A 22,731-nucleotide genomic window follows, 5' to 3' on the forward strand; every position below is an offset into this window, starting at 1 on the left:
CATGTGCGCGGCCTGGCCCATCCTGCTCATTCGACCGTGGCCCCGGACGCCTTGACGATGTCCTTCCACTTCAGATAATCGCTCTGGACAAGCTTTGAGAACTCTGCTGCGGACATGGACTTCGCTTCCGCGCCCTGTTCGTTGATGTGGTGGATGACGGCTGGCTTGGCCATTGCCTTGTTCACCTCCATGCCGATGCGTTCTACAACGTCCTTGGGCGTCTTCGCCGGCGCGAAAAGCCCATACCAGGAGCTGACGTCAACCTGCTGGTAGCCGCTTTCTGCAACCGTGGGCACGTCGGGCAAGGCGGAGCTACGCGTTGCCGAGGTGACAGCCATGGCGCGCACCTTGCCCGCCTTGATCTGCGCCAGCGCCGATGGAACCGAGGAGATCATCACATTCACATTCCCTGCCATGGTATCGACCAGCGCAGCGTTGGAGCCCTTGTAGGGGACATGCAGGAGCCTGATGCCGGCGGCCTTGCCGATGATCTCGGCGGCAAGATGGGCCGTGGTGCCGTTGCCCGGCGACGCATACGTGATCGTGCCAGGCGATTTCCGCGCGGCGGCCACCAGGTCCGGGAAGGACTTGTAAGGCGAATCCTTTGGCGTGACGATTACCAGCGGGATGTACGCAACGTGGGCGATCGCCACGAGATCCTTGCGCGGGTCGTAGCTCACGGCCTTGTTCACCCACGGCGCGACCACGACATTGTCCTTCTGCCCCATCACGATGTCGTATCCGGTCGGGGCGGCCCTGACCACATCGGCAATACCGATGGTCCCGCCGGCGCCGGGCTTGTTGTCCGGGACAAACGTCCACCTGGTGCCTTGGGACACCTCGGTCGCAACGATGCGGGACAGGATGTCGGTGCCGCCACCGGGCGGAAACGGGATCACCAGCCGGATTGGCCTGGCCGGCCATGTGGTTTCGGCATGAGACGGGGTGCCTCCCGCCATCACGCCACACACGAGCAGAATCGCTGCGGTCAGTCTTTTTTTCATCCTTGTCTCCTGTTCTCGATATTTCTGAAGCAGCCTGAACGTCGTCAGGCTTCTATGCATTACCAATGCATTGCGTTACCAGCCGGGTATCAGCCGGGTATCAGCCGGGTATCAGGTGGCAGCAGGGTGGTGGTGGCAGCAGGGTCAATCCATGTGGCCGGCGGCCGGTTGGGCGGGATCGGGCCCACAGTGCCTGGCCACGATGGCATCCACCTCGCTTGCCGAACAGCCGACGGATTCCAGCACCTCACGGGTGTGCTCGCCAATGCGTGCGATCGGCATGCGAGGCTGCAGGCGTGCGCCATCCAGGCTGAGCGGCAGCAGGGGAACTTCGGTGATGCTGCCGTCATCGACCTGCAGCTTCGCCAGCCCGCCACTTTCCTTGAGATGCGGATCGTCGAACAGCTCTTCGGGACGGGTGATCTCGGCAAACGGTACGTTGCCCGCTTCAAAAGCGGCCGTCAGCATTTCGGGGCGGAAGGCCTTCAGGGTTTCGGCCAGCGTCGGCAACAACCAGTCCCTTGCCAGTACCCTGTCGTTGTTGGACGCCAGGCGCCGGTCCTCGAGGAGATCGTTCCGGTCGATGATGTGGCAAAGCGTCCGCCACTGGGCGTCACCGGTGGCGGCAATAAACATCTGGTGGCTGTCTGCCAGCTCGAACACATCGTAGACAGCCCAGGCGCTGATCCGTGCCGGCATCGGCGCTGCGGGCTTTCCGGTCACGGCGTACTGCTGCATGTGTTGCGCAGACAAGAGGACGCAGTTCTCGAAAAGGCCGGACTGGATCTCCTTGCCCGTTCCGGTGGCGTTGCGTTCGTGCAAGGCCGCAAGCACACCAATGGCGCCGAACATGCCCCCCATGATGTCATTGACTGAGCTGCCGGCACGCAAGGGGCGTCCGGCCGGGCCTGTCATGTAGGCGAGCCCCGCCATCATCTGTACGACTTCGTCGAGAGCAAGGCGCTTTTCGTATGGCCCGCTGAGAAATCCCTTGTGCGAGACATAGATCAGCCTCGGGTTGCGCTTGCGCAGCGTTTCATAGTCCAGGCCCAGGTCTTTCATGCGGCCAGGCTTGAAGTTTTCAAGAAAGACATCGGCGCTGTCGATCAGCTTCAGCAGGGCTTGCATGTCCTTGCTTTCGCTCACTTCGACTGAGATGCTCTTCTTGTTTCGGTTGAATGCCCGAAAGAACCCTGCGCCCGCGCCGAGCAACCGACGCGTGCCGTCCCCTTTCGGCGGTTCGACCTTGATGACCTCTGCTCCCAGGTCGGCAAGGACCAGTCCGCATGCCGGGCCCATGACCATGTGGGTCATTTCTATGACCCGGATTCCGCTTAGGGGCAGGCGTTGTGCTGCCGGAGTGCTTTCGCTACCCATTGAAGTGCTCCGTTTGTGCCAGAGCGTTGGGGAGCTGCGCCCGGCAGCAGGCCGGGGCGGGCAATGTAGCCATACGACGGTGCACGCTCAAATTCCTATAGACGATCTGGGATCAGAGCTTGCCTCCACGTCGGGCGTGCGGCAATTCCATTCCGGCGATGGCTGCCATCGTCCTGCGCGATGGCCCGGACCGGCAGCGCGCCCGCTGCCGCACTATTGCGAGGAATCCCTCGGCGGCAGGGCTCGCGTCAAATGCGCAAGAAACTTGCTCGCAGCGGAAGAGAGCTGGTCGGCGTGGCGAACGCAGATGACGAATTGCCGTGTTGCCCACGGATCGAGCAACCTGATCGCGCAGATATCGTAGAGCGGCTGGTACTTTTGTATGGCTTCCGCCGGCAGCACCGCAAGGCCAAGGTTCAGGTGTATCAGCCGGCATGCCGCGTCGAACGTCGTGACATTGGCCCGATACCGGATCGTCCGCCTGTTTTCGTACGCAACCCTGCGGGTCAGCGCATGCAGGGCGACGTTGGGTGCGAAGCCGACATGCTCGTAGCCGAGGGTGTCCGCAAAAGATACCTCGCTCCGAGCCGCCAGCGGGTGGCTGCGATGCACGACGGCACAGAAGTGATCCGCGCGGAATGGCAGCATTTCCACCTCTCGCTCCGCCACGAAATCACGACAGATGCCGATGTCGGCGCTACCCTCGGCAATGCCCCTGACGATTTCCGAACTCGCGCGCTCCTCAAGAACGACGTGAATATTCTCGTGGGTCTGCAAAAAGGACGCGATCTCCTCAGGCACGAACTCGACGATGGACGAAATATTCGCAAGAACCCGGACCAGGCCTCGGACCCCGGAGGAAAACTCGCTCAGGTCGGATTGCATTTGCTCAACGCCCTGCATCAGGTGTCTGGCATGGCGAAGGAGGATATCTCCCGCCGGCGTGGGATTCACGCCCCGCGAACTGCGGATCAGTAGCTGCGTGCCGAGCCCGCGCTCCATATCGGCCACCCGCTTGCTCACGGCTGCCGCGGCCATGCCCTCCCGCTCGCTGGCACGGGCGATGCTGCCTTCCTCACAGACCGCGATGAAGAGCCGAAGGGAGATGGGGTCCGGTTGCCACATTGTTGAAGGATGTCCAGGGTCAGGCCAATAAGCAGCAGCCTCCAAGGCACGCTGGCTGCTGGCAGAAAGCTGCTACCCTCTGTAGCACCTTAACGGCCTCACGGAAGGGCGGGCGAGCGTCTGCCACGATCCGGCTAGTATATTCGCGGGTGCCTCGGCGAGTGCGACCGTGACCTGTTCCGGCTACGAAGAAGCGCTTTGGCGACAACCCTTTTACTGGCCAAGAGCAATGGTTTGCTGCTAAGCCGGCATCCGTGAAGGTCAAGATCCGTCCGCTGAAGAATCTGAAGGACGCTGCGCTGTAAAGCGAAAATCAGCCGAAAGAAGGGAGGGCTCCAACCCCCTTTCTCGTTACAAAATTCTACGGCGGCTTGCGGCCTTCCGCGCGCGGCGAGAATCAGCATTTCAGAGTCAGTGCGGTGGCTTTGTCTGGCTGTGGGGTTCAGTGTGTCACCACGACAGTCTTCGAGACGCCCTCGTCCCGCGTGCTCACGGATTTCACCACCAACGCTGCGGCGGCGATAAAGGCAGGGATTGTCAGCAGGGTGAAGATGACTTCGAAGCTCAAGGCCATGCGCAACAGTTCGGCACCAAGCAAGGCACCGCTGATTCCGCCGAAGCGTCCAATGCCGAGCATCCATGCCACGCCGGTGGCGCGTCCCTGCGTCGGGTAGAAAGCTGCGGCGAGCGTTGGCATCGACGCCTGGGCGCCGTTCATGACGGTACCGGCCATAAATATCAGCAGTCCAAGCAATACCTGGTTCGCCGCGCTGCCGTGGCCGACCATGTAGATCAGGACGCCTGCCCCTGCGTACATTATTGCGATGACCTTGTTCGGGTTCATGCGGTCCATGAGCCAGCCTGCGGCAACGGTGCCGATGCCGCCTCCCAACGGAAACAGGGCGGTCAGGAACGAGGCCCGCTGCAGCGTGAAGCCGGCGTCCTTCATCAGCGTGGGCATCCAGCTGGTCAGCAGATAGAAGATGACAAGTCCCATGAAGTATGTCAGCCACAACATGGCCGATCCGAGACGGTATCGCGCAGCGAGCACCGTGCCGATCGCCGAATCGGCGGAGGGTGTTGCTTCATGGATGCTGAAGTGTTGAGCGCCCGAGACATCAGCCCCCGTCACGCGCTTGAGTATGTCCCGGATCGTAGCGGGTGGCGCCTGGCGTACCACAAGGTAACGAATTGACTCGGGCAACGCGAATACCAGGATGACCGCCAGCACCAGTGGTACGACCCCGCCAAATATCAGCACGCTTTGCCAGCCGAAATGCGGGATGATGGCCGCGGAAAAAAAAGCCCCCGGCTGCCGATCCAAGCGGAAATCCGCAGAACATCGTGTTCACCAGCACCGCACGGCGCCGTGCCGGCGCGTATTCGGACATCAGTGTGACCGCGTTGGGCATGGCGGCGCCCAGGCCGAGACCGGTCAGAAACCGCATGGCGGTCAGCCACGCCAGCGAAGGCGCGAACGCGGTGGCCAGGCTGCAGGCGCCAAAGAAGAACACGGACAGGACCAGGACCTTCTTGCGCCCGACGCGGTCAGCCATCGGTCCGGCAAAGATGGCGCCGAATGCGAGGCCGAACAAGGCGGCGCTCATGACGGGACCCAGGGTGGCTTTGTCGATGCCCCAGTCTTGCACCAGCGCGGGAGCAACGTAGCCGATTGCCGCCGTATCGAAGCCATCGATGGCGACAATCAGGAAGCACAGGACCAGGATGAGCCACTGGTAGCGCGAAATGGGGCGGTTGTCGATCAATGTCTGCACATCGACGGCAACTGCGGATGGGGAGCTTGTGGTTTGCATGTCTCTCTCCGGGGGGGCGGACTTGACGCCCGTTTGCACGGGCATGGTGTTGGAATAGCAGTGATGCGAGTGTCGTCAGGCGGTTTGCGCAAGAGCCGGCATATACCGGCGGCATGCGTCGCCAAAACGCGTGAATAGCGATTGCGAGAGCCGATCTGTGCTTGCGCTGACTTCCGGGTGCCACTGGACGCCGATGGCGAAATCCGCATCCACGACCCGGATTGCCTCGATCAGTCCGTCGGCATGCATGGCTTCCGCCGCCAGTCCTTCGCCCAGCGTACGAATACCCTGCATATGCAGTGAATTCACGAGTGCCACGTCGGCACGCGTCCAGTCACGCAGCAGGCCGTCCGGCGCAAGAAAGACGCTGTGCTTGTAGCGGTAGCGCGTGTCGAGCGGATCCGAAAGCTCCTCCCGGTGATCCGCATCGTGGCCGGCCGCGTAGATATCGGGATGCAGCGTGCCGCCGAACGCGACATTCATTTCCTGGAAACCACGGCAGATCGCGAGCATGGGAAGACCCCGCGACACGGCGCCGCGAATCAGTTGCATGGCGACGTGATCGCGTGCGGGATCGAGCAGGAAGCCCGCCGGCTCTTCGCCTCCATAGAGGGCCGGCGCCACGTTGGAAGCGCCACCGGGGAACAGCAGGCCGGACAGCACCCTGAGATAGGGCGTGACATCGGAGATCGCGTCGGTCGCGGGAATGAAAACCGGTGCTACGCCGGCTATGTCGCTCAATGCACGGCGATAGCTTTCCTTGACGCCATGATGATCGTGGTCCCCGACAAAAAACCTGTCGCAGACAATGCCGACGAGAGGCGGGTTGGCGTGGCGCGGAGAGCAGGCTGGGGATGTCATGGCGGGGCGTCGCTTATGCATGGTGTGGCATGGTGTGCTGTCAGCCGATGGTAGGCGAAGGCATCGCCGGCTTGAACGCCTGGGCGCCATTTGGCGGCACCCCCATGCAAAACATGATTGGAGAAGAAAAAAGGCCGCCCGGAGGCCGAGGCGGCGAAGTACGGCTAACGTTACGTCGGTTCAAGAAACGAACTCTGACAAGCGGCATCGCCGCAAGAAAAGCGCCGCATTCACATGAAAGACCCCGGCTGAGGCCTGTTGCTACATTGCCTTCCAGTTTTCGGCCAATCACCAAGGATCAAGCGTGACCAGGATTGCAGCTTCCTGAAATGCGTGAGGATGTGCTGAACGCGAAATACGCCGTCCTGGCCAAACGCGAGCACACACCCGCGCAGGCGATAGCCTGGGAAACCGTCCAGCGAGAGACCGCCCGGCTGTTCGGGTATGACGTCTTCGTGATCAGCACGCCCATGTGGAACTGGGGCCTGCCGTATCGGCTCAAGCACTATATCGACGTCATCACGCAGCCGGGCCTCACCTTCAAGTGGACCCCCGAGCGCGGCTACGAAGGGTTGGTGCTGGGCCGCCGTGCAGTCGTGGCCTACGCCAGCTCCTTTGACTATGGCGATGGCTCTCCGCTGGCGCGCTTTGACCATCAGAAGGGCTACCTTGAGGACTGGCTGCGCATGATCGGGATCGACGACATCCGCACCATCGCGTTCGGTCCGACCCATCCTGACGCTCCGGCCATGCCCGCCGCCCGCGCGCAGGCGCTGAAGCAAGCCGAGGCGCTGGCGCGTACGCTCTGATGCGCGGGCATGCCAGGCATGGATTGCCGCTTGTCGTCATCGTGGCGTTTGCATGCGGTGGCTTCAGCCTGCGCACGCCGATGACGACGATCGGCGCCGTGCTGCAGCGCGTGCAGGCCGATAGCGCGATGTCGGCATGGGCCGTTGGCCGAACCTGGCCTGATGCGATGCCCGATGTCCCGGCATGCACTCAGGTGCGCTCCCGGCGGATGCGTGCCGGCGTGTTGCCGGCGATGCGGCGAAAGCAGGTGGTCATATGCGCCTGGTCGGCAAAGCCGCACTCATGTGCGATCTTGCTCAACGGCGTGCTCGTTTCCACCAGCAGTCGCGTGGCGCGTGTCACGCGCCGCTGCATGATGAAGCGCAGCGGCGCCTCGCCGGTGGAGGTGCGGAAGGCGCGCATGAAATGCGGAAGGCTGACCTCGGCCAACGCGGCCAGCTCGGTAATGGCGATATTGTCGCCAAGATGGGCTTCGATGTAGTCGAGGATACGGCGCAGCCGGAAAGGCGCGAGCCCGCCCTTGCAGGGCTGGCGCGGTGCCGGCGTCCCGAGCCTGGCAAGCTCCACGGCGAGCAGGCCGATCAGGCTCTCGCAGTAGAGCCGCTGGCCGATGCGGGGCGTGACGCATTCCAGCGCGAGCCGGTCGGTGATGGCCCAGATGGGCTTGTTCTCGAACATGAGGCGGGAGTGGAAAAGCTCCGCGCCATTGGCGGTGCCGCAGGCCTCGGCCAGCAGGGCGTCGTCGAAATGGATCGCCACGCAGCGAAAGCTGCGAATGAATGGCGTATGGCCGTACGCTTCGCCGCCACGTTCGATCAGGCTGAGGTGATCGCTGCCGCGATAGCCATCGGCAAGCGGTTTCGATGGCTTGTGGCGTGCCTCGATGCGGCCTCCCGTCTCGCGCAGGGCAGCTCGCAGGCTGACTCTTTTGGAACCGATCGGGCGGGCGACATCCTGCAATTCGCCGTACTCGATGACTTCCACTGCCGTGTTTGCCCAGATGCCGGCGGTGCGGCTCTGATGTGCGTTGGTGACGATGTGTACCACGTTCAGTCTCCTACCTGACCTGACCCCTGACCATGAATACATCCCGGGATCGCAAGGCCGTTCTCGATGCCATGCAAGGCTGCATGGCGCTCGGTTATCGCGACCCCGACGCCCGTGAACTCGCCGTCCGTCAGCCCCGTATCGAGGTGTTTCGGTTCGCTTCGTTTTCGGGCTTCTGACACGGTGGTTCCCCCTCTTCGGCGTCATGGCGACAGCGCCAGGCTCGCCGAACTCTTTTACTGCGTTGCATACAGAGTGTACTAACAAGAGTCCAGAAAATACAGTTATGCATGCAGTCTAGCGAATTCTCCGGTGGTTAAGGGTAAACACCTAAGATTCCTGTCGGTTGTGAGGGTGACGAAGAAAATCTATATAAAACATGTAGTTATAAGAGTGTTTCAGGCATGATGGCTTGTGACGTGATGTCACGACATTAAGAAGTTTGGCGCGATGATTGTTTTCATTGCATGCATCGACTAGCATGGCTGCATACAACGACCAATGCGCAGCGGCCGTTGGCCATCCAAAACCCCCAAGCAGGAGACCCCGACCATGATGTCCAAGGAACAGAACGACCTGATTACCCGCGTGGGCGCCGATGCGCCGGCGGGCCGTCTGCTACGCCAATACTGGCAACCCGTCGCGCTTGTTGATGAATTCGAGGGCGCCCGGCCTGTGCGCGCAGTGCGGCTGATGGGTCAGGACTTCGTCGTGTTTCGCGACGAGCGAGGCCAGTACGGCATGCTCGACCGGGACTGCCCGCACCGGGGTGCCGATCTGAGTTTCGGTCGCCTGGAAGATGGCGGGCTGCGCTGCCCGTTCCACGGCTGGCTGTTCGACCGCAATGGCACCTGCCTGCAGACCCCGGCAGAGCCGGCGGGCAGCAAGCTGTGCTCGCGTATCAGGCAAAATGCCTACCCCGTGGTCGAGCGCAGCGGCATGCTCTTTGCCTTTATCGGCGAAGGCGAGCCGCCGGCATTCCCTGCCTTTGACTGCTTTGTCGCGCCGAGCGAATACACCTTTGCCTTCAAGGGGCTGCTCGAATGCAACTGGCTCCAGGCGCTGGAGGTTGGTATCGATCCCGCGCATGCTTCGTTCCTGCACCGCTTTTTTGAGGATGAGGACACCGCGGAGAGCTATGGCAAGCAGTTTCGCGGTGCGTCGGCCGACTCCGCCATGCCGATCACCAAGGTGCTGCGGGAGTTTGATTGCCCGGATATCAGCCTTGCCTCGACCGGGTACGGCATGCGGCTGACGGCGCTGCGCGACCTGGGCGAGGGACAGCAGCATGTACGCGTGACCAATGTCGTGTTTCCGCAGGCCTTCATCATCCCGATGAGCGCGGAAATGACGATCGCGCAATGGCACGTGCCGATCGACGATACCAGCTGCTACTGGTACGCCATTTTCACGAGCTTTACCGAGCCGGTAAACAAGCAGCAGATGCGCGACCAGCGCCTGGCGTTGTACGAGCTGCCCGATTACCGGCCGCGCCAGAACAAGCACAACCGGTATGGCTTCAACCCCTACGAGCAACGCACCAGGACGTACACGGGCATGGGCAACGACATCAACGTCCACGACCAATGGGCGGTGGAATCGCAGGGCGCCATCCAGGACCGCACGCGCGAGCACCTGGGCACGACCGACAAGGGAATCATTGCGTACCGCAAGCAGCTGGTGGCCGCCATCGAGGCCAACGAACGTGGCGAGAAGGCGCTGATGATGGTCGATGCGGCCCAGGCAGGCGCTTTGACCGGCCCGCCGTCGATCGACGGCGTAAGCGTTGGCAGCATGGCGCCGGACGACTACTGGAGCAGCGCCGATGCAAAGCGACGTGCCGAGTCGCAATGGGCATCGCGCGCCTGACCCGGCAACCCGCAGCACAACCCTTCAACGATCGAGGCGGCCCAGCCGCGTCGTGCATCGCCTCGCGCGATGTGCGGCGCGGGAGGCCGGACCCATATGGCATTTGTAGACAAATTCGGCCTCTGGTCCGATGCACAGGCGCACGCAGCCGATGAGGTGGCCAAGCGCCTGAGCGCGGGTGACATCGAGGTCGTGCGCTTCTCCTTCCCCGACCAGCATGGGGTATTGCGCGGCAAGGCGCTGGTGGCATCGGAGGCCATCAAGGCGCTGCGCAGCGGGCTCAACGTCACGACGACGCTGTTCGCCAAGGACACGTCGCATCGCACCGTCTTCCCGGTATTCAGTACCGGCGGCGGCTTCGATATTCCCGGCATGCAAGGCGGCGCGGACGTGACGCTGATCCCTGACCCCACCACCTTCCGCGTACTGCCATGGTCGCCAAATACGGGATGGGTGCTGTGTGATCCGTATTTCCAGGACGGCCGCGCGGTGCCGTTTGCCACCCGGCGCGTCCTGCGCAATGCCGAGCAGCGGCTGGAAGCCGAAGGCTACCGGCTCGTCACCGGGCTTGAAGTCGAATTCCATGTGTTCAAGCTCTTGCATGAGCACATGACGCCCGACGATGCCGGCCAGCCCGGCGAGCCGCCCGAGGTTGGCCTTCTTTCGCATGGGTACCAGTTCCTGACCGAACTGCGCTATGACGCGAGCGAAGCGGTCATCGAACTGATCCGCAAGAACGTGCAGCAACTGGGACTGCCCGTGCGTTCGCTCGAGATCGAGTTCGGTCCGAGCCAGTTCGAGTTCACGTTCGCGCCGGCTTCACCCTGCGAAACGGCCGACGCCATGGTGCTGTTCCGCAGCGCGGTCAAGCAGGTATGCAAGCGGCACGGCTATCACGCCACATTCATGTGCCGGCCCAGGATCCGCAACGTGGTGTCCAGTGGCTGGCACCTGCACCAGTCGCTGCAGCGCGTTGGCGATGGAAGCAACGCGATGGTGCCGGAGATTGCCGGCGACGATCTGTCGCCGGTGGGCCGTCACTACCTCGGCGGCCTGCTGGCGCACGCGTGCGGCGCCACCGCATTCTCCACCCCGACGATCAACGGCTACAAGCGCTACCGCGCCTACTCGCTGGCGCCGGACCGCGCCATCTGGGCGCGCGACAACCGGGGCGCGATGCTGCGCGTACTGGGCGGCATGGGCGATGCGGCCACCCGTATCGAAAACCGTGTGGGCGAGCCCGCCGCCAATCCGTACCTGTACCTCGCATCGCAAGCCATTTCGGGGCTCGATGGCATCCAGCGCCGGCTGGATCCGGGACCGTCCGCTGACTCTCCCTACGAGACGCCGGCGCCATGCCTGCCGAAGACGCTGGAGGAAGCGCTGGAATGCCTGCATCAGGATACGGTGCTGCGCGAGGGCATGGGCAATGGATTCGTGGACTACTTCTGTCACATCAAGCAGGCCGAGATCGACCGCTTCAACCTCGAAGTCAGCGACTGGGAACAGCGCGAGTACTTCGATACGTTCTGATGCCATTGCAGCGAGGTTGTTATGCCGACAATTATCTACGTCCTGAAGGACGGTAACCGCAAGACCGTGGCGGCAGCCAACGGCAAGACGCTGATGGAGGTGGCCATTGCCAACAATGTGCGTGGCATCGATGCGGAGTGCGGAGGCTGTTGCTCGTGTGCCACGTGCCACGTCTATGTCGACGAAGCCTGGCTTGGCAAGCTGCCGGCGCTTGATGACATGGAGAACGAGCTGCTCGACGGCGTGGCTGCCGAGCGCACCGGATCGAGCCGGCTGAGCTGCCAGATCATCGTCAACGACGCGCTCGACGGCCTGGTGGTGCGCATCCCTGAAACGCAGGGGTAGGCCATGTCCGACCTTGTCATCATCGGCGCGTCCTACGCGGGCACGCAGCTCGCCCTGGCGGCACGCGCCAACGGCTTCACCGGAACGATCACCATGGTTGGCGACGAGCCGCATCCGCCTTACCAGCGTCCACCGCTGTCCAAAGGCTTCCTGCGCAACGAGGCCGACGCGTCCAGCCTCGCGCTGCAGTCGCCCGAGCGCTTCGCCGAGGAAACCGTCTTGCTGCGCACGGGCGTCACTGCGCTTCGCGTCGACCGTGATGCGCGCAGGGTAGAGCTGTCGGACGGCAGCCGCATCGTCTATGGCCATCTCGCGCTGACTACGGGCGCCCGCTGCCGAACGCTGGGCTGCGAGGGCGCGGGCCTTGGCAACATCCACTATCTGCGCGGGCTTGCCGATGCCTGCGCGATCCGCGATGCCGCGGCCCGGGCGCGTCGCGTCGTGGTCATCGGTGGCGGCTTCATCGGGCTTGAGGTCGCCTCGGCGTTGCGCTCGCTGGGACTCGATGTGACAGTGATCGAAATGCAGGACCGCCTGCTCAAGCGGGCCGTGCCACCGCTGATTTCCTCATTCCTGATGCAGGCGCACAGGGACAATGGCGTGCGCTTTTGCCTGTCCTCATCCGTGCGCCGGATGGTCGGTACACAGGTGGTCGAGGCGGTCGAACTGGAGTCGGGTGAGGCCATCGATGCCGATATGGTGGTGGCGGGCCTGGGCGTGATCCCGAATGTCGAGCTGGCGCAGGCATGCGGGCTGCTGGTCGATAACGGCATCGTGGTCGACCGCCACGCGCGCACCAGCGATCCGCGCATCGTGGCAGCCGGCGATTGCGCTTCGTATCCGAATCCCTGGCTGAACACGTCGGAACTGCCTGATCAAGCCGGCCGATGCGTGCGCGTCGAGTCGATCCAGAGTGCCAATGACCTGGCCCGGGTCGCAGCGGCGACCGTGGCAGGGTGCGCCACGGCCTACGACGCCGTGCCATGGTTCTGGTCGGATCAATACCACTACAAGCTGCAAATGGCGGGGACGTCGGCCGCCCATGACCAGGCCGTGGTGCGCGGAGACATAACGGCCGGGAAGTTCACGGCGCTCTATCTGCGCGCCGGCACGCTCATTGGTGCGGATTCGATCAACCGGCCGGTCGACCATATGGCGGCGCGCCGCCTGATTGCGGCGCGCGTACGGCCGGACCCGGGCTTGCTGCAGGACGACACGGTCGCGTTGAAGTCGCTGGTGCCCGCCTGAACGCTCCGGGTTGCGCTCCGGGTTGCGCTTCGGGTTGCGCTTCGGGTTGGTGTACCATTGCCGCATTGCATGCAATTGTGTGCCAACCGGTATGCAATGCGGCCCGACTTTCCGCTGGACGCGAGTGAGATGGAATCCCACCAGACACGTGTATTGGTACAACTTCGGGACTTGATCCTGAAAGGCGAGTTCGAGCCCGGGGCCCGGCTCGCGGAAATTCCGCTGGCCGAGAAGCTCGGCGTCTCGCGCACGCCGGTGCGGCTTGCGCTCGCGTCGCTGGAGCAGGAAGGCCTGATCGAGCCATCGCCGAGCAGCGGCTATATGATGCGGCGCTTCACCCCGCGCGAGATCCAGGACGCGATTGCCGTGCGCGGACACCTGGAAGGCATGGCGGCGCGGCTGGTGGCCGAACACGGGTTGTCGCGGCAGCTGTCGCTGGACCTTCAGGATTGCCTGCGTGAAGGCGACCGCGTGCTGACGAAAGCGCAGCTCGATTACGACGACTACGTCGCGTACAGCAACATGAACGACCGCTTTCACGCGCTGATCGTGGACGGCAGCGGCAACAGCGCCCTGGCGCGCGCCATCGAGCTGAACAACCGCCTGCCGTTTGCCGCGGCCAGCGCCATGCTGCCGATGCAGTCGGCGGTGGCCGAGGGTGCGCAGTGGCTGGTGTATGCGCACCGGCAGCACCACAGCCTGTTCGATGCCATGCAGCGCGGCGAAGGGACGCGCGCGCAGGCGCTGGCGACGGAGCACGTCAACGTGGCAAGGCTGAACCTGGAAACCGCGCTGGACCGGCCCGAGCAGGCATCGCAGGTGATGCCCGCGATGCGGCTGTTCGTGACGGCTGCCTGAGCCGCTTGGCGCCGGATCTGCGTAACAAGGGCCGCGTCAATGCGGCCCTTGTGCTTTTCGGTTTCGATGCCGGACTGCCAGCGCGCCACGGGACGACAGGCAGGTGAAATGAATGATTGCCTGGCTCAAGGCTTTGCAGGGACGGCTACCTATACTCGTGAACACCGACGACATGCCGTCTCTGGAGACCTGATCATGACAATTCCCCCCAGCACATCGACTACCCGCGCCCAACTGAAGACTGCCGCGATCCGCCTGTTGAACGCCGTTGGCGACAGGCCACTAGGCCCCGATACGGAGCGGTGGCTGAACGAGACCTTTCCCCCCGGCAGCGAACTCTACGAAACGCTGGCCACGCTGATACGCGCGGGGGAGAAGGAGGGCTGGGCCTGCAATGTTGAAATCACCGGTCCCGAATATCGCCGCAGTCCGATCTACGACGCCAGCGACGATACCCGGGGGTTCAGCATCAACAGCGTCTACATGGACAACCTCGTTGGGCAGTATCACGCCCATCCCAACGGCGAGATCAATATGATCGTGCCGCTGACGCCGGGCGCGAAGTTCTGCGGTCACCTCGCTGGCTGGACAGCGCCGGAGCCGGGCAGCGAACACTTTCCCGAAGTCACAGACGGGACCGCCATCATGCTGTACTTCTTGCCGCGCGGAGAAATTACCTACACGGGCAAATGATGCGCGGCTTCAGCATCTTCGGTTGCCTCTGCGGCGTCCCCGACTACGCGCTGACCTCGTTGGTGAGCGGCTTGCCGGTCTCGAATTCGGTCACGCTGCGCAACGTGGTCTCGCTGATGGTCGTTACGGCTTCGCGCGTGAGGAAGGCCTGGTGCCCGGTCACGATCACGTTCGGGAACGTGATGAGCCGCTGCATCATCACGTCGTCGACGATGGTGCCGGACAGGTCGCGGAAGAACAGTTCCGCCTCCTGCTCGTACACGTCGATCGCCAGCCCGCCGAGTTGCCCGCTGCTGAGCGCGTCGATGACCGCTTCCGTGTCGATCAGTCCGCCGCGGCTGGTGTTGATCAGCAAGGCCCCGCGCTTGGCGCGCGACAAGGCCTCGGCGTTGATGATGTGATGGGTCTCGGGGGTGAGCGGGCAGTGCAGCGAGATACAGTCCGCGCTCTCCCCGATTTCTCCCTCGTCGGCGTAGCGGCCGCCAAGGGCCTCGAACTGCGGGGACGGGTACTTGTCGTAGCCGATCACGTTACAGCCGAACCCGACCATGATCTTGGCGAACACGCGCCCGATCTTGCCGGTGCCGATCACGGCCACGGTCTTGCCGCACAGGTCGAAGCCCATCAGTCCTTCGAGCGAGAAATTGAAGTCCCGCGTGCGGTTGTAGGCCCGGTGGATCTTGCGGTTGACCGCCATCAGCAGTGCCACCGCATGCTCGGCGACGGAATTGGGCGAGTAGTCGACCACGCGCACGACCTTGATCCCGAGTGCCCGTGCGGCTTTCAGGTCGACGTTGTTGAACCCGGTGCAGCGCAGCGCAACCAGCCTGGTGCCGCCGCGCCCGAGCGCTTCCAGCACGCTCGCATCGGCCCGGTCATTGACGAAAATGCACACCGCGCCGTGGCCTGCGGCGAGGCCCACCGTGTCACTGTCCAGCGGGACCTCGAAGTACCTGAGCCGGTGGCCTTCCGCCGCATTCGCGGCATCGAGATGCTGGCGATCGTAGGACTTTGCGCTGAAGACGGCGATTTCCATGATGTGTCTCCGCGGCGAATCGCCGGCCGCGATTCGCCCAGGTTGCGCTGCACTATCCGCCGGCCAGCGTGGCGGCGACCTGTACGAACAGGATTTTCACGATGGTCATCGACGGGAAGATCATCGAGTAGCCGAGGTCGGGCCGGTCGGTGGGTGCGACGCGGTTGGCAAAGGCAAGAATGGCGGGATTGCCGGTCGCGCCGCAGATCACGCCTACCGCCAGGTCGAATGGGAGCCTGAACACCCAGAGGCAGAAGATCGCCGTGATCAGCAGCAGGGCAAGCAGGATCGCCACGCCGTAGAGCAGGAAGGACACGCCGGTCACGCCGATGGTGGCGAAGAACTTCGGCCCCGAGGCGAGGCCCACTTGCGCGAGGAAGATGGTCAGCCCGAAGTTGCGCAGGACCAGGTTGGCCGAGAGCGGCATGGTCCAGACGAACGGCCCGAAACGGCGCACCCGGCCGAGCACGAGGGCGACCAGCAGCAGCGCGGCGAGCCCCAGCGCCAGCGTGCCCACGCCGGGGATCGGCACCGGAATCAGTCCGACAAGCAGCCCGAGGGCGGCGCCGATGCCGATCGAGATAAAGCTCAGCTCGGCGGTGCCCTTGATGGAGTCGCCAAACAGCGCGCGAATTGGCTTCATGTGGGCGCGATTGACCAGCAGCCCGACGCGGTCACCGAACTCAAGGATGAGATCCTGGTTGGGCATCAGGTCGGCATCGCCCCGGCGAACATGGGCGATCGAGCAAACCGTACCCTCGGGAAAGCGGATATCGCGCAGCGCGTGCCCGACCACGAACCGGCTCGACGCGAACACACGCATATAGTCCAGGTCCTCGCGATGGCTGGTCATGCGGCCCGGCTGCAATTCCCCGCACAGCGAGGTGATTTCACGCAGCACGGCAGGGTCCGTAGCGGTCGCGAGCAGGACGTCGTCCGCCTGCAGCACCAGGTCGTCCGCAGGCGGCTGGTTGTGGTGTGCCCGGCGCACGGCAGCGATCGCCACGCCGTCCGGCAGGCGCGCCAGCAGCTCCGACAGCCGCGCGCCGATGAACGCCTGGTTTGTCAGCGCGATCTCGGCGGTCTCGATCAACTTTGGCGGCGGCCGCGCGATACTCGGCTTGAGCAACGCGGTGAGGACATACAGGAACAGGATCGGCCCCGCAACGCCGATCGGGTACGCGACGCTGTAGCCCACCGCGGCGCCGTCGCTCTTCATCGCCGCCATCGCAGCCTGCAGGCTTGCCGTGCTGGTGCCCGCGCCAGCGAACATGCCCAGGGACTCGTCGAGCTTCACGCCGACCAGTGGCACCAGTGCAACGGCGACCAGCCCCGAGCCGACCACGCCGAGCACGGCGGCGGCGTTGGCCTTGAGGCCGTCGGGGCTGGTCAGGCCCTTGAAGAACTGCTCGCCGTACTGGATCCCGATACCGTAGAGAAAGAGCAGCAGTCCGAGCGTACCGAGCACGGCAGGTGGCGCGGACTTGGGCGCGAATCCGCCGATCGCCAGCCCGACGAAGAGTACCGCGCCCGACCCGAGCGACACGCCTTTGATATTGATCTCGCCGATGACATAGCCCAGCGCAACCGTGAGAAACAGCGTGAGCAGCGGCTGGGTTTCGAGCAATGTCCTGACTGCATCCATGGCAGCTCCTTTTCGATGGACAGGAGCAAGGGCGCAGCGGCAAGCAGTCGCGCAGGATCACGCGCACCCCGCGCGGACGGGATTGCCAGGCCCTTCGGTTCCGGACATGCGTTATCGGGTGTGGATTGCCGTGAATCCGATCATCGTGACAGGGGCTGGCCGGCACGGCGGCAACCACGGGAATGCCCCTCGAAAATATACGATGCGCCGCATGAATTCAAGAATCCAGGCGAATAGCGGATAGTCATATCCGACGGTGAATTGCCATGCCCCTGTTTCCCACGAACTCGATCCTGGGTGAAGCCCTCGTCAATGCTGCATCAGCTTCGCAGTCTGCGTTCGCGCCCGTGCATATTCTCCAGCCAGCACATCAACCAGTTCATCCACGGGAAGCACCCGGTCCACCCCAGAAACGCTGTGCCCGGCGCTCCAGATGTCGACCCAGCGTTTAGGGCCGTGCGCCTCCCGGCCATGCTCGCTGAACAACTCGCGGGCGCGCTCGGGCGACACCTTGCCCTGCAGGGCCTGCGGGTCCAGCCCCGCCGCCACGATGGAGGGGCGCAGCATGTTGGTATCCAGTCCCGTGAAGGCCTGGGTTAGCAGCACGTCGTCGAGCCGGCTGTCCACCAGCATGGACTTGTAGCGATCCGCGCCCAGGCTTTCGGGCGTGGCGATGAAGCGCGTGCCCATCATGCCCAGATCGCAGCCCAGCGTGCGGGCCGCCCACAGCGCGGCGCCGTCGGACATGCCGCCCGACAGCACGATGGGGCCGTCGAACATCTTGCGCACGGCGCGCACAAAAGAAAAAGGATTGGCCCAGCCGGTCTGCCCGCCAGCCCCGGCCGTAAGAAGGATCAGACCATCGGCCCCCGCGGCCAGCGCCTTCTCGGCATGGCGGATCGATGCCACGTCGGCGAACACCAGGCAGCCGATATCGTGCAGCGGCTGGATGACGGCCTCGGGCGAGCCTACGCTGGCGATGACCATCTCCACCCGGTGGCGGATGAGGACCTGCAGGTCCTCATCCAGCGTGGTCTGGCGGCGCATGATGATGTTTGGGCAGACCGGCGCAACCGGCCCAGGCGCTTCGGCGCACCGCGCCTTGATCCGGGTAAGCCAGGCGTCCAGCTGCTCGGCGCCGCGGGCGTTGACCGTGGGAAACGCGCCGATGACGCCGCTGCGGCACGCGGCCGCCACCAGGTCCGGGCCGGACACGCGCAGCATCGGCGCGGCAATCAGCGGCAGTCGCAGGCGCGACGCCAGCGATGAAGGCAAACTCATGCGATCCTCTCCATCGGATGCCTGGGCATCCGCTCACGATGCGGTGCGCCAGGCCATGTCAATCCATCAGTTCGATCAGTTTGCATAGCCGGTCTTTTCGATCAGGCGGGCAAAGCGCTTGCGCTCCTCCTGCGCATAGAGCGTGGTCTTCTCCGGGTCCAGGTCGATCGTCTCGGAGCCGGCGCTGGATTGCTCCACGTAGGCCAGATACTCCTTGGACTTCAGCGCGGCGGAAAACCCCTTGTACAGGCGTTGCACCATCTCGGGTGGCGTGCCGGCCTTGACCCCGTAGCCGATCCAGACGTAAGCCGTCGAACCCGGGTAGCCCAGCTCGCTGAAGGTCGGCACATCCGGGAAGGCAGGGGGTCTGCGCTCGTGCGTCAGGGCCAGCAGGTGGATCTTGCCGGCGCGGAAGAATTCGCGCGCGGCGCCGGCGTCGATGATCATCGCGTCGACATTGCCGCCGACCACGTCGTTGAGCGCGGGCGCCGGGGCCTTGTATTGCACGTTGTTGAGCTGGATGCCGAGGTCGCGCTGGATCATCAGCGCCAGCAGCTTGTAGTAGTGGCCGCTGTAGGTGGCCAGCGACGCCTTGCCCGGGTTGGCCTTGGCGTAGGCGACGAACTCGGCCAGCGACTTGTGCCTGCCCGCCTTCACGACCAGGGCGGCACCGCCGCGCACCGAGGTGATGACGGGCTGCAGCTGGGTTTCCGGATTGAAGCGCAGGCTCTTGTTGACCAGCGGAACGATCACCATGTTGCTGGGCGAAAGCATCAGCACGCGCGTGCCGTCGGCCGGCCCGTTCAGCACGTATTGCGTGGCGATCATGGTGTCGGCGCCCGGCTTGTTCTCCACGATTACGGTGCGCTGCAGTTCGCGGGACAGCACATCGGCAAGGATACGCGTGCTGGTGTCGGCGCCTGTGCCGCCGCCCAGGGGCATGATGATGCTGATCGGGGTCTTGTCCTGCGCAAGCAGTGGCGAATGCGCTGCCCATGCCGTGGCCGCCGCTGCGGAGCCCAGCAGAAAGCTTCGTCTTTGCATAGTTGTCTCCTCCTTGTTCCTGGTGCTATTCGCCGGACCAGACCGGCGCGCGCTTGGCCGCAAAAGCCTTGAGCCCTTCCACCCGGTCCTTTGAGTTGAGCGCGACCTGGGCAATCGGCATCTGGTTCTCCCACGCTTCCAGCTCCTGCCATTCGAAGGCCTTGGACATGATGCGCTTGGACGCGGCCAGCGCCGTCGGGCCGTTCACCAGCAGCGAGCGGGCCAGTTCCATGGCGCTTTCCAGCGTCGTGCCCGGCTCGACCACCCGGTTCAGGATGCCATAGGGCCGCAGGAAATCGGCGTCGTAGATCTTGCCAGTCAGGGCCATCTCGAACGCGATGTTGCAGGGAATCTTCTTGGGCAGGCGGAACAGCCCGCCGCCCACGGCCACCAGGTTGTGCCTGACCTCGGGCAGGCCGAACTTGGCGTTGGCGGCGGCCACCACCATGTCGGCGGTCAGGCACAGCTCGAAGCCGCCGCCCACCGCATAGCCCTCGACGGCGGCGATCAGCGGCTTGCGCAGCGGATGCACGAAGCAGCCGAAGCCGCCGCGGCGCAGCCTGGTGCGCTTGACGCCGCTGGCCGCTTCCTTCAGGTCGGCGCCGGTCGAGAAATTGCCGCCGGCGCCATGGATGACGGCGACGAAGCAGTTCCTGTCTTCATCGATCTCGTCCATGATGTCCTGCAACGCGGTCGCCATGGCGTTGTTGCAGCAGTTCTTGACCTCGGGCCGGTTCAGGGTGATGACGGCCACCCCGTCCTTTTTCTCAAGCACTGCGGCTTGCTCGGTTGTCATGCTGCACTCCTCACAGGTTGAACGAGAAACCACCGTTGACCGGATAGGTCTGGCCCGTGACCCACGAGCTGGATCCCGAGGCCAGGAACAACACCATGTTGGCGACGTCCTCGGGCTTCCCCACACGGCGGATCACGTAGTTCGACAGCATCTTCTTTGTCCTGTCGGGATCGGCCTCCAGCCGCGCCGCGATCGCCGGCGTTGCCGTGGCGGAGATGGCCACGCAATTGGCCGTGATGTTGTAGCGCCCCAGGGCCCTGGCAGCGCCGCGCATGAAGCCGGCGGCCCCGGCCTTGGCGCCCGAGTAGATCTCCAGGTTGGGCTCGCCCACGCGGCCGGCATCGGAGATGATGGTGATCAGCCGGCCCGCTTTCTTTTCGATCATGCCGGGCACCACCGCCGCGGTGCAGTTGATGACGCCGTAGAAATTGACGCGGATGAAGCTGTTCCAGGCCGCCTCGCCGACTTCCCAGAAATGCTTGCGCGCTTCCGGGTCGGGGTTGACGCCGGAGTTGCCGGCGTTGTTGACCAGAATGTCGATGCTGCCGCCGGCCTCGCGCGCGGCCTGCGCAAAGACCGCCTTGACCTGCGCTTCGTCGGTCACGTCGCATACGGCGGCCACGCCCTTCACGCCCAGCGCCTCGATTTCCCGCACCACCGCCTGCGCCCGCTCGGCATAGAAGTCGTTGACGATGACGGCCCGGGCGCCGCTCCTGGCGAAGTGCAGCGCCACCTCGCGGCCCACGCCCTGGCCCGCGCCGGTGACGGCGGCGATTTGTCCGTTGAGATCTGTCAGGTTCAAAGTCATACGTTGCGCTCCTGGGTCTTCCAATGAGGTTGGCGAAGCTCGCGCTTCAGGATCTTGCCGACGGCATTGCGCGGCAGTTCGGCGACATGCACGAAATCCCGTGGCCGCTTGTACGACGCCAGGTGCGCTTGCCCCAGCGCAGCCAGTTCGTCGCCGGCGATGGGCTGGCCGTCCCGGGATTCGTAGTAGGCCACCACCTTTTCGCCGAATTCTTCGTCGGGCAGGCCGACCACCGCGATGTCGAGCAGGCCGGGGTGCTGGTAGAACGCGGCCTCGATTTCCGCGGGATAGATGTTGACCCCGCCGGAGATGATCATGTCCTTGGCGCGGTCGGTGATGTAGAGATAGCCGTCCGCGTCGAGATGCCCCATGTCGCCCGTGCGGAAGAAACCGCGCGCATCGAGCGTGTCTTCATCCAGCGGTGGTGCGTTGAGATAGCTCTTGATCACGGCGGGCGTGTCGACCCAGATTTCGCCGACGGTGCCGCAAGGGCACGGCTTGCCGTCCTCGTCGCGGATTTCCACTTCCACGCCGTCATAGGGCAGGCCGCTGGAGCCGGGTTTGCGGAAGTGGTCGTCCGGCTTCATGCCGGCGACCATGCCGGTCTCGGTGGAGCCGTAGCCCTCATGCAGCACCGGCCCGAACTGCTCGTGCACCCACCGCTTGATCGCCATGGGTACAGGCGCGGCGCCGATGCCCATGCTCTTGAGGCGCGGCACCTGGCGGCCCGAGGCCTCCTGGTAGCTCTTGAGCCGCTTGTACATGGTGGGCACGCCCGTCCAGTGCGTGACGCCGTGCTGCTCGGCCAGGTCGAACCAGTGCGCGGCATCGAAGCGGTTCTGCAAGACCAGCATGGAGCCGCTCGCCATCGCCGCGCGCACCTGCGAAGGGCCGGAACCGTGGTGCAGCGGCATGGACACCAGCACCACGTCGCAGGCCTGGTAGCGCTTGTACGCCCCGCCCTGGGCTTCGAGGTAGCGGTTCAGTCGCTCGTTGCCGGGCTCGGGCCGCAGATGGCGCTCCACGCCCTTGGGCCTGCCCGTGGTACCCGAGGTGTAGATGATCTGCTCGCACAGCTCATCCATGGCGAGCGGTGCGCCGGCCGGCCGGATCAGCGCGTTCCACTGGCTCCCTGCGCCGGTCCGGTTCACCGGAATGATGGCGTCCCGCGGCAGCGCGGAGATCTTGTCCATGAACGCCTGGGGCGGCTCGTCGTCCAGGATCAGCATCCTGGCGCCGGCGTTCTCCAGCACATAATTGACCTCGTCGGCCACCAGGCGCCAGTTGATGCCCAGCAGCCGGGCCTTGAGCTTGGACAGCGCCAGCATCAGGGTGACCCATTGCGACGTGGTCTGCATGCGCAGCGCCACGATGTCGCCGGCGCTTATGCCGCGCCGGGCCAGCTGGTTGGCGATGTTGTCGGCCAGCGTGTTGAGTTCGCGCCAGCTCAGGGTCTGGTCTGCGGCGACCACGGCGGGCCGGTCCGGCTGGACCTGCGCCCAGTGTTCCGGCAAGTTTGGTGCGGTTGTCATCGGCG

General features: G+C 64.3%; 20 protein-coding genes and 2 pseudogenes. 9 read left to right on the forward strand and 13 right to left on the reverse strand.

All coding sequences use genetic code 11. From position 1 onward, the window contains the following. Positions 1–26: 26 nt before the first annotated feature. The 3 genes from JTE92_RS01570 to JTE92_RS01580 all read right to left on the reverse strand — a co-directional run bounded on the left by JTE92_RS01570 (position 27) and on the right by JTE92_RS01580 (position 3,506). On the reverse strand, positions 27–1,004 hold the full coding sequence (locus JTE92_RS01570) for a Bug family tripartite tricarboxylate transporter substrate binding protein (protein WP_063239437.1): 978 nt from the start codon (positions 1,002–1,004) through the stop codon (positions 27–29). Between the two features lie 144 nt (positions 1,005–1,148). After that, positions 1,149–2,381 (reverse strand): CaiB/BaiF CoA transferase family protein, encoded by a 1,233-nt coding sequence (locus JTE92_RS01575; protein WP_063239438.1) that lies wholly within the window; start codon positions 2,379–2,381, stop codon positions 1,149–1,151. 213 nt (positions 2,382–2,594) lie between these two features. Further along, the gene (locus JTE92_RS01580) at positions 2,595–3,506 is read right to left on the reverse strand and encodes a LysR family transcriptional regulator (protein ID WP_063239439.1); all 912 of its coding nucleotides are present in this window, start codon (positions 3,504–3,506) and stop codon (positions 2,595–2,597) included. Positions 3,507–3,682: 176 nt separating this feature from the next. On the opposite strand from JTE92_RS01580, the pseudogene JTE92_RS01585 reads away from it, so the two are divergent. Next, positions 3,683–3,811 (forward strand): annotated as a pseudogene (locus tag JTE92_RS01585) (HU family DNA-binding protein); the annotation flags it as partial. A gap of 137 nt (positions 3,812–3,948) precedes the next feature. On the opposite strand, the pseudogene JTE92_RS01590 reads toward JTE92_RS01585, so the two are convergent. After that, positions 3,949–5,320 (reverse strand): annotated as a pseudogene (locus tag JTE92_RS01590) (MFS transporter). A 75-nt stretch (positions 5,321–5,395) separates the two neighbouring features. Further along, positions 5,396–6,181, reverse strand: coding sequence for a gamma-glutamyl-gamma-aminobutyrate hydrolase family protein (locus JTE92_RS01595; RefSeq protein ID WP_063239441.1), 786 nt, complete (start codon positions 6,179–6,181; stop codon positions 5,396–5,398). Positions 6,182–6,510: 329 nt separating this feature from the next. On the opposite strand from JTE92_RS01595, the gene JTE92_RS01600 reads away from it, so the two are divergent. Continuing rightward, positions 6,511–6,990 (forward strand): FMN-dependent NADH-azoreductase, encoded by a 480-nt coding sequence (locus JTE92_RS01600; RefSeq protein ID WP_063239442.1) that lies wholly within the window; start codon positions 6,511–6,513, stop codon positions 6,988–6,990. Between the two features lie 190 nt (positions 6,991–7,180). Here JTE92_RS01600 and JTE92_RS01605 read toward each other — a convergent pair whose 3' ends face one another. Next, the gene (locus JTE92_RS01605; protein WP_204620452.1) at positions 7,181–7,975 is read right to left on the reverse strand and encodes an AraC family transcriptional regulator; all 795 of its coding nucleotides are present in this window, start codon (positions 7,973–7,975) and stop codon (positions 7,181–7,183) included. Positions 7,976–8,070: 95 nt separating this feature from the next. On the opposite strand from JTE92_RS01605, the gene JTE92_RS01610 reads away from it, so the two are divergent. The 7 genes from JTE92_RS01610 (at position 8,071) to JTE92_RS01640 (ending at position 14,584) form a co-directional block, all read left to right on the forward strand. Then, positions 8,071–8,217, forward strand: coding sequence for a hypothetical protein (locus tag JTE92_RS01610; protein ID WP_169834824.1), 147 nt, complete (start codon positions 8,071–8,073; stop codon positions 8,215–8,217). A 373-nt stretch (positions 8,218–8,590) separates the two neighbouring features. Beyond that, complete coding sequence (locus JTE92_RS01615) at positions 8,591–9,907, forward strand: Rieske 2Fe-2S domain-containing protein (protein WP_063239444.1); 1,317 nt, start codon at positions 8,591–8,593, stop codon at positions 9,905–9,907. Positions 9,908–10,003: 96 nt separating this feature from the next. Continuing rightward, positions 10,004–11,440: a glutamine synthetase family protein gene (locus JTE92_RS01620; RefSeq protein WP_063239445.1), complete on the forward strand. Its 1,437-nt coding sequence runs from the start codon at positions 10,004–10,006 to the stop codon at positions 11,438–11,440. Positions 11,441–11,461: 21 nt separating this feature from the next. Next, positions 11,462–11,785 carry a 2Fe-2S iron-sulfur cluster-binding protein gene (locus tag JTE92_RS01625; protein ID WP_063239446.1) on the forward strand — a complete coding sequence of 108 codons (324 nt, stop codon included), beginning with the start codon at positions 11,462–11,464 and terminating at the stop codon, positions 11,783–11,785. Between the two features lie 3 nt (positions 11,786–11,788). Then, a complete protein-coding gene (locus JTE92_RS01630; RefSeq protein ID WP_063239447.1) occupies positions 11,789–13,033 on the forward strand; it encodes an NAD(P)/FAD-dependent oxidoreductase in 1,245 nt (414 codons plus the stop codon). A gap of 129 nt (positions 13,034–13,162) precedes the next feature. Next, positions 13,163–13,891: a GntR family transcriptional regulator gene (locus tag JTE92_RS01635; RefSeq protein ID WP_063239645.1), complete on the forward strand. Its 729-nt coding sequence runs from the start codon at positions 13,163–13,165 to the stop codon at positions 13,889–13,891. A 195-nt stretch (positions 13,892–14,086) separates the two neighbouring features. Further along, entirely contained in the window at positions 14,087–14,584 is a 498-nt protein-coding gene (locus tag JTE92_RS01640; protein WP_063239448.1) for a 4-hydroxylaminobenzoate lyase, read from the forward strand. A gap of 43 nt (positions 14,585–14,627) precedes the next feature. On the opposite strand, the gene JTE92_RS01645 is transcribed toward JTE92_RS01640, so the two are convergent. The 7 genes from JTE92_RS01645 to JTE92_RS01675 form a co-directional block, all read right to left on the reverse strand. Then, on the reverse strand, positions 14,628–15,620 hold the full coding sequence (locus tag JTE92_RS01645; RefSeq protein ID WP_063239449.1) for a 2-hydroxyacid dehydrogenase: 993 nt from the start codon (positions 15,618–15,620) through the stop codon (positions 14,628–14,630). A 52-nt stretch (positions 15,621–15,672) separates the two neighbouring features. After that, positions 15,673–17,265 carry an aspartate:alanine exchanger family transporter gene (locus JTE92_RS01650; protein WP_063239450.1) on the reverse strand — a complete coding sequence of 531 codons (1,593 nt, stop codon included), beginning with the start codon at positions 17,263–17,265 and terminating at the stop codon, positions 15,673–15,675. Positions 17,266–17,574: 309 nt separating this feature from the next. Further along, positions 17,575–18,540 (reverse strand): NAD(P)H-dependent flavin oxidoreductase, encoded by a 966-nt coding sequence (locus JTE92_RS01655; RefSeq protein ID WP_371136894.1) that lies wholly within the window; start codon positions 18,538–18,540, stop codon positions 17,575–17,577. A gap of 81 nt (positions 18,541–18,621) precedes the next feature. Then, positions 18,622–19,590: a Bug family tripartite tricarboxylate transporter substrate binding protein gene (locus tag JTE92_RS01660; protein ID WP_063239452.1), complete on the reverse strand. Its 969-nt coding sequence runs from the start codon at positions 19,588–19,590 to the stop codon at positions 18,622–18,624. A gap of 25 nt (positions 19,591–19,615) precedes the next feature. Beyond that, positions 19,616–20,386 carry a crotonase/enoyl-CoA hydratase family protein gene (locus JTE92_RS01665; RefSeq protein WP_063239453.1) on the reverse strand — a complete coding sequence of 257 codons (771 nt, stop codon included), beginning with the start codon at positions 20,384–20,386 and terminating at the stop codon, positions 19,616–19,618. A gap of 10 nt (positions 20,387–20,396) precedes the next feature. Further along, on the reverse strand, positions 20,397–21,194 hold the full coding sequence (locus JTE92_RS01670; RefSeq protein ID WP_063239454.1) for an SDR family NAD(P)-dependent oxidoreductase: 798 nt from the start codon (positions 21,192–21,194) through the stop codon (positions 20,397–20,399). Further along, positions 21,191–22,726, reverse strand: a complete 1,536-nt coding sequence (locus JTE92_RS01675; RefSeq protein ID WP_169834825.1) for a class I adenylate-forming enzyme family protein — start codon at positions 22,724–22,726, stop codon at positions 21,191–21,193. The genes JTE92_RS01670 and JTE92_RS01675 overlap by 4 nt, the downstream gene beginning before the upstream one ends. Between the last annotated feature and the right edge of the window lie 5 nt (positions 22,727–22,731).

Source organism: Cupriavidus oxalaticus, assembly GCF_016894385.1.
Lineage (GTDB): Bacteria > Pseudomonadota > Gammaproteobacteria > Burkholderiales > Burkholderiaceae > Cupriavidus > Cupriavidus oxalaticus.

Coding starts and splice junctions, on each gene's coding strand:
- JTE92_RS01570 (WP_063239437.1), bottom strand. CDS start 1,004: ATGAAAAAAAGACTGACCGCAGCGATTCTGCTCGTGTGTGGCGTGATG.
- JTE92_RS01575 (WP_063239438.1), bottom strand. CDS start 2,381: ATGGGTAGCGAAAGCACTCCGGCAGCACAACGCCTGCCCCTAAGCGGA.
- JTE92_RS01580 (WP_063239439.1), bottom strand. CDS start 3,506: ATGTGGCAACCGGACCCCATCTCCCTTCGGCTCTTCATCGCGGTCTGT.
- JTE92_RS01595 (WP_063239441.1), bottom strand. CDS start 6,181: ATGACATCCCCAGCCTGCTCTCCGCGCCACGCCAACCCGCCTCTCGTC.
- JTE92_RS01600 (WP_063239442.1), top strand. CDS start 6,511: ATGCGTGAGGATGTGCTGAACGCGAAATACGCCGTCCTGGCCAAACGC.
- JTE92_RS01610 (WP_169834824.1), top strand. CDS start 8,071: ATGAATACATCCCGGGATCGCAAGGCCGTTCTCGATGCCATGCAAGGC.
- JTE92_RS01615 (WP_063239444.1), top strand. CDS start 8,591: ATGATGTCCAAGGAACAGAACGACCTGATTACCCGCGTGGGCGCCGAT.
- JTE92_RS01620 (WP_063239445.1), top strand. CDS start 10,004: ATGGCATTTGTAGACAAATTCGGCCTCTGGTCCGATGCACAGGCGCAC.
- JTE92_RS01625 (WP_063239446.1), top strand. CDS start 11,462: ATGCCGACAATTATCTACGTCCTGAAGGACGGTAACCGCAAGACCGTG.
- JTE92_RS01630 (WP_063239447.1), top strand. CDS start 11,789: ATGTCCGACCTTGTCATCATCGGCGCGTCCTACGCGGGCACGCAGCTC.
- JTE92_RS01635 (WP_063239645.1), top strand. CDS start 13,163: ATGGAATCCCACCAGACACGTGTATTGGTACAACTTCGGGACTTGATC.
- JTE92_RS01640 (WP_063239448.1), top strand. CDS start 14,087: ATGACAATTCCCCCCAGCACATCGACTACCCGCGCCCAACTGAAGACT.
- JTE92_RS01645 (WP_063239449.1), bottom strand. CDS start 15,620: ATGGAAATCGCCGTCTTCAGCGCAAAGTCCTACGATCGCCAGCATCTC.
- JTE92_RS01650 (WP_063239450.1), bottom strand. CDS start 17,265: ATGGATGCAGTCAGGACATTGCTCGAAACCCAGCCGCTGCTCACGCTG.
- JTE92_RS01660 (WP_063239452.1), bottom strand. CDS start 19,590: ATGCAAAGACGAAGCTTTCTGCTGGGCTCCGCAGCGGCGGCCACGGCA.
- JTE92_RS01665 (WP_063239453.1), bottom strand. CDS start 20,386: ATGACAACCGAGCAAGCCGCAGTGCTTGAGAAAAAGGACGGGGTGGCC.
- JTE92_RS01670 (WP_063239454.1), bottom strand. CDS start 21,194: ATGACTTTGAACCTGACAGATCTCAACGGACAAATCGCCGCCGTCACC.
- JTE92_RS01675 (WP_169834825.1), bottom strand. CDS start 22,726: ATGACAACCGCACCAAACTTGCCGGAACACTGGGCGCAGGTCCAGCCG.